The sequence below is a fragment of the Bacillus sp. JJ1764 genome, assembly GCF_036962145.1.
Taxonomy (GTDB): domain Bacteria; phylum Bacillota; class Bacilli; order Bacillales; family Cytobacillaceae; genus Neobacillus.
This window is the reverse complement of the sequence record NZ_JBALNY010000042.1, coordinates 16,486-19,891: the sequence shown is the minus strand read 5'-3', so window position 1 is coordinate 19,891 and position 3,406 is coordinate 16,486. Positions and strand designations below refer to the sequence as shown.

Annotated in this window: 5 protein-coding genes; all 5 read right to left on the bottom strand. The window is 33.5% G+C overall.

From position 1 onward, the window contains the following. On the bottom strand, positions 1–740 hold a 740-nt coding region (locus tag V7083_RS06870), incomplete at its 3' end, for a 2-phosphosulfolactate phosphatase (RefSeq protein WP_335476637.1). A gap of 198 nt (positions 741–938) precedes the next feature. Continuing rightward, complete coding sequence (locus V7083_RS06865; RefSeq protein WP_335476636.1) at positions 939–1,124, bottom strand: hypothetical protein; 186 nt, start codon at positions 1,122–1,124, stop codon at positions 939–941. A 322-nt stretch (positions 1,125–1,446) separates the two neighbouring features. Beyond that, entirely contained in the window at positions 1,447–1,893 is a 447-nt protein-coding gene (locus tag V7083_RS06860; RefSeq protein ID WP_335476635.1) for an NUDIX hydrolase, read from the bottom strand. A 152-nt stretch (positions 1,894–2,045) separates the two neighbouring features. Beyond that, positions 2,046–2,381 (bottom strand): hypothetical protein, encoded by a 336-nt coding sequence (locus V7083_RS06855; protein WP_335476634.1) that lies wholly within the window; start codon positions 2,379–2,381, stop codon positions 2,046–2,048. A gap of 137 nt (positions 2,382–2,518) precedes the next feature. Then, positions 2,519–3,316 (bottom strand): phosphotransferase, encoded by a 798-nt coding sequence (locus tag V7083_RS06850; RefSeq protein WP_335476633.1) that lies wholly within the window; start codon positions 3,314–3,316, stop codon positions 2,519–2,521. Between the last annotated feature and the right edge of the window lie 90 nt (positions 3,317–3,406).

Below are 3,406 nucleotides of genomic sequence, written 5' to 3'. Positions count from 1 at the left end.
GAAACAAAATGGTCATTATATAATATTGGAACTGTATCAAAAACATTTAAATGACTACAATACTTTACGTCATCTTCAAAACCTTTTTGTCGTAATTCCCTTCCACTTCCACATTCCCAAATTAATTCGTTGATTTTTTCTTTCGCATGTTGAAATGCCCCGATACATACTTCTGCTTCAGGCGATTTATCACCATCTAAATAAGAGAGGATAACACCAGCACCTAAATAATCTTCGATGGATGGACGGAGACTGTTATCATAATTTTTTACATTATTCCACTGTTCACCACAAGGGACAACCGTTATATTTGAATTAGATTTTACTCTTAATTGATTGGCAATAGAGGATACAGATGAAGCATTAAGTAGAGAACCGATCAAAAGGGCAGGAACTTTAGATGCAATCCAAGTACAGAAAGCCCCATTTAGTGACGACAATACATATTTTTTATTAGAATGTTCTTGTGTAAATGAAACAGGGGATAAAGTAGGTTTTCCTATTTTATCTGCTTCAGCCCTTCCCAAAATGTATTCAGCCCCGACTTTTTCTGCATATGTTTTCCCGTCTAAATTAGGAGGATATGGATATATAATTGCCCCATTACTTAAAGCTGATATGACGGTAGATGAAAAACTTAGTACATCAACTATTATAATAATGTCACCACGTTCGGCAGCTTCTCTTGCACCCCGCATACCCCACTCTACACGACAATTAAAAAGAGATTGACTAAACATAGTACACCTCTTTAACAGATTTAGTATTTGATTTCTAAAACACTGAAAGCTAATACTTCTACAACTATACCGCCTTTAGAGGAATGAATTTGAATTATTTAATACTTTGGTTAAGGAGTTAATTGCACCCGTTCCGTAATCTTAATAGGAAAGTTGGCATCAAGGCAACTCTTTGCTCCGTTAATGCGCCAGTAATTTTTATATATTTGGTATTGTTAATTCCTCAGCTTGTAGTAATAAGGCAGTTAAACCTGTATCACTGCCGCTAGTGTGACCTTCTCCTTTTTCCCAAAATACTCCTTCACCGCTTCTAAGCGATACCCTCGTTTTATCCTCTCCTTCAATCCATCCATCGCCCTGAACTACAATGAAAAGTTGAGGCACTGGTGCTTTGTGATATCCTACAATCCCACCTTGTTCAATATTTATAAAACCAACATTGGTCGGTACCTCAGTTTTTATGATCTTTACGTAATTAGCTAAAATGGAATTGTAATTGCTAATACTTTGACTTTTTCNNAATATTAATCACTTTATCTATAATATCCTAGAATTAATAAACCCTATTAAACTAAATACAAGAAAAAGAACAACTATTTGGTAGTCGGATCTTCAAGTAATCCACCTGTTAAATAAAGTAGCAACTTCACAATCTTCTTAATTCAATGGAAAAAAATGACGATTTCTAGTTACTGATAATCAAATCCTAAATAAAATGTTTTTCAATAATTATCTTTGCTCTTTCATCAAGTTTGGGAGGTAAATCATTGATGGAGAAATATTTTAAATCCAAACTTTCACCGTCATTCATAGCTAACTCACCACTTGTATCTTCTGCTAAGTAAACACAAATAACATTATAAACTTCATCACCGTTAGGATATTTATAATAAAGATTGCTTCCTGACAAAACATCGATAAACTTAAAACTTTTTGCTTTTAACCCCGTTTCTTCAAAAAGCTCACGTTCAGCGGTTTGTTCTAAATTTTCACCGATTTCCATTGCTCCACCAGGCAACCCCCATTCCTTTGTGTCATAACGGTGTTGAAATAAAATTTCCTTTTCTTCATTCATAACAATAATAGTAGAACCAACTAATATTAATGGTCTATTTCCGATTAATCCTCTAATTTCCTTTGTGTAATCAGCCACATTTCCCAACTCCTGTTTTAATGAGATTGTTAATTAATCTTTTTATTTATTCGAATGTCCTGCTTCAATTTAACCCCTTTAGTTAGTGAAAGAACGACTGCACCTATGGACAATCGTACCCGTTACTATAAGTACAATTCTTCACAAGCTAATTAATTTTTGCTTTTATTCTTGGAAAATAGCATCAGTAGAAAACAAATGAAATAGGTAACACATGGAGCAATAAACCAAGCAAAGAATCCAGATGTAAACATTAAGTACAAACTGATTGGCAAAGACCAAATAAATGCGATTAACATAAGATATTTTTTATTTACATAAGATGAAATTATAGCTAAACAAGCTGGGAGGAATAACATAACAAATGTATTCCCTGTCATATCTTTAGAACTTGAAGATGTATAAGGATTATAAAAAACTAGAACAAACCACAAAACAATGCTGAATAAACCAGCGATCACTCCTAAAGTTAATCCAGTTTTTCTCAATTCATCACCCCTATAATTCATTTTACCATAAATACCCAAATGTTCTTTGAGTAAACTGCACCGTTAGTTGAATAAAAAAACTGCCTTTGATGGCAGCGCAATCTTCAATATAAGCACCCGTTCAACAAAACCTAACATTAAACCCACTCTTTTCCATGTTTACGAATGAATTTAATATCTTTTTGATAATGTTCAAGATGTCCTTGGTCCATCATCTTTTGAAAAGCAATGTCACCTTCACTTGCTCTTTTTATCATGTATTTACATAATCCATCTAATCGTAGCAATACCATCTCTAAATAATTTTCTTCCATTCTCTTGATGCCGTAAGATTCAAAAAACAATTTAACTCTTTGTTTGATTCGGTCTGCATCAGTCGATGAATTATAATAAATCGTCTCACCTGTTTCAGTGTGATAAAGCCTACTTAGAGAAACACAAGTGTAGAGAGTATAGGCTATATCCCAAAGTCTTGGACCAGGAGCAGCAACATCAAAATCAATAATACCTACTGGTTTTTCGTGGTTAAAAATGATGTTGTATATGGCAAAATCATTGTGACATATGACCTCCATTTTTTCAGGAGTATTATCCATCGGTTTCCATTCAACAGATAACGGAAAATCACTCACAGCATCATGATAGAGACGAAGTATTTTCGCTATTTCTTTTAAAACATCATTAGACCACATATATTTTTTTAAAGGATAATTACCAGCTTCTCCTTCAATAAACGATAATATCTCTCTATTTTTTTCATCAATACCTAAAAACTTTGGTGCATAATCAAAACCTTTACTTTCCAAATGCTTCAATAATTTATGAATTTTAACACTATCAGGCTGTAATTCTCGTCGAACAGTATCTTCCGAACGAAAAACGTTTGAGACATTTCCTCCTGTTAGCATTTCTTCGTATTCGTACTGGCTTGTCATTTAATTTCCCCCCAAAATAAGGACGCTATGATTGTGCCAAAAGAAATGTTATTTTTCCATAATTAAAAGCAGATATACAAAGGTATCTGC